Origin of the sequence: Cloacibacterium rupense, from assembly GCF_014645495.1 — a bacterium.
Classification (GTDB): Bacteria; Bacteroidota; Bacteroidia; order Flavobacteriales; family Weeksellaceae; genus Cloacibacterium; species Cloacibacterium rupense.
Genome location: NZ_BMLV01000012.1, coordinates 1 through 2,730, shown reverse-complemented (window position 1 = coordinate 2,730; position 2,730 = coordinate 1). Strand labels below are relative to the sequence as shown.

Annotated in this window: 1 protein-coding gene; it reads right to left on the bottom strand. The window is 35.5% G+C overall.

The features are described 5' to 3' along the window. Positions 1-2,730: DUF6443 domain-containing protein (locus IEW40_RS14095; protein WP_188618760.1), on the bottom strand; the 2,730-nt coding region annotated here is incomplete at both ends.

Sequence of the window (2,730 nt, the reverse complement as noted above, 5' to 3'; positions counted from 1 at the left end):
CCTGCTAAATTGTTATAACCACTATGTTTTAACCCAAATGGATAATAGTTGTTTTCTTCAATGATCTCTGTGCTTGGGTCTATTACTCCATTTTTATTGCTGTCTGCATAACTCAGTCTTACATTACCGAGGTGGTCTACATAGTTGTAAATATACGAAATATTATTAATAACTGTAGTACTTTCATAGCCATATGGATTATTTTTTACATAACCTTCTGTTGTAGGGATGAATAATAATTGATACACACCATTACTTTGACTATTATCATACTGAAAACCATTAATATAATTTGTTATTCTTGTTTTGTATACAGCATAGGATTTATCAAAGAAAGTAAATTCTTTCTTTAGTTTTTCACCAGATGCATTGTATGTGTATTTGGTGTTAGTATAGTAATCCGTTGGTACTCCATTACTCCCCCAAACTGTCTCTGTTGTCTGGATTTCAACAGGTAAATTAAGATAATTATACTTAATAGAAGTAATGTTTTTATCTAATTGTGAGGTCATATTACCATTGGCATCATACGTAATGTTTTGGCCTTGTTGCCCAGATGATAATGGGTATCCACTAGTGGCATTTCCTCCATTTACTTTTTCTTTTAAGTAGCTTAATCTATTGCTTTTGTCATTATTTTCATAATAATATTCTAGATCATCCATCTTTTCTGGACTCGTGAAGCCAGGCAATTGCTTGCCAGTTCTGTAGAGACTTTTTATGTTGCCGTTAATATCATATGTAAGATTTTCTTGGTATTCACCCTTATCTAAAGACAATTGATCCCATAAACTTGAACTTGTAAGTCTATTTAATTTATCATATTGATAAGTGTAGGTTCTTAACACACCTTGATCACTTGCAGTAGACCAATTCGTTTGTGAAATATTTCCATTGTATTTGGCTGTTGGTGATGATTTTGTGGTATCAGGATTTTGGTAATTGATTTGAAAACCAAATAAATCTGTTCCTAAAGCAGTTGGGTTGTTGACTTGAGTCATCCAACCTCTCACATTGTACATGTAATCTACCGTTTGAAGTGGTGTGGTAGTGCCTCCTACTTTCTTGTTTTTTAATTGTCCTAATTCATTATATTCATTAAAGGTAAGAAGCTCTTCAGGGTTAGTATTTACCTGATGGAAGTGTTTTACCAATCTGTTCTGACCATCATACTCAAATCTTTCTTTGACAATGATTTCGGTATCTGTAGATAATCTTTTGTGATAGGTATAGGTTTTCTGAGGAACCCCTGCAAAGTCTAGCTCTGTTTCGGTCTTGGTGTAGCCTCCTAAATAATTAATGCTATGACTACCTATTGCTCTTGCTTTGCCATCATACCATGTATAGCTTTTTGTCCATGCATCGTTTTCTATATTATTTACATAACTAGCGGTAGGTAATCCTTTTAGGGTAATGTTTGGATACGATGCATTAGGCAGTGTATTTATGCTAAATATGGATGTTGGTCTTGTTGGACTGCCAGTAGGATAGTCATCATAATAATTGACAGATAATAGCTTGGTAACGCTGGCAGGATAACCTGTAGAGTTGGTATAATAAACAGGCATTCCGCTTACTGTAAACGTGGTATCGCTTTTGGTTTCGTTATTAGCTCCTTTGCTGTCTACAATGGCTTGTTCTGCGTTTCTTCCTGCACTGCCATAAGCTTGAGTACTTGTGTAGATTCCTGTATAAAGCACTCTCCCAAACTGGTCGTATTTGGTAAAAAGCCATTGTTTACCTGGTAAACTGGTATTTCCTGCTACTCCTTGTCCTAAGTTAGCATCTTGAGTAAGTACCAAGCGGTCTTGTTGGTCATAGACCATATATTCCCAACCTTTGCCGGGTAGTTTCTTTTCTACTAAACGATTTTGACCATCATATCGGTATTGGTAGCAGAGATTTAGTAAATTGGCATCAGTTTCTAGAATCGTAGCTCCTATAGTTAAATTTTTAAATTGATCTACCGCTAATGGTGGGATGACAAATGCCAATTGATTATATTCATTATACACATAGTAAGTGTCTGCACCATTTGTGGCATTGAGCATTTTTCTTACCAATAGTGTTTGCCCCTCTCCATTTTTAAATTCATAGCTTACATTCCCGTCTTCATCGGTTACTTTATTTTTATACAATTGATTGGCAGGATAAGCTTTGTTGGTAGCATCTATTTTTAAAGTAGATTTAGTAGCATTATCTAACCATGTAGTAGTGGTTACAAACTTCAATACATCTGTTGAAGTATTGGTTTCGTAATCAAACTTTATGGGTTTACCTGACCAATCATTCCCAGGTTGTATCTGTTGGAATACTCTGTCTAATGGCGAGTTTTCTAATACTTTTTCTGAGTATATCTTTTCTGCTCCATAAGACGCAGAGGCATTTGATAGTGGTGAACTGTAAATTGTTCCGTTTTGTGAACTAGATTGTGGTACTGGTAAATAATCTTTTACTTGTCTTCCAAATGGGTCGTATTCTATATGGGTTACCACATCTCTACCCAATGGAGATGCTTTAATAGCAATACTCTGCTTGGGTCTGCCTAAGCCATCAAAATATTGGATGCCTTGTACTTGTTTGGCGGTGGTGCTACTTGTAGTTACTGCTTCTAAATAGGTTCGGCTATATACATAGTTTTCTGTGGTACTTGCTCCTGTTGGCGGAGTGGTTTGTGCGGATAATCCTACAAACAATACTCCCAATAATATAGTTAATATCTTTTTCATT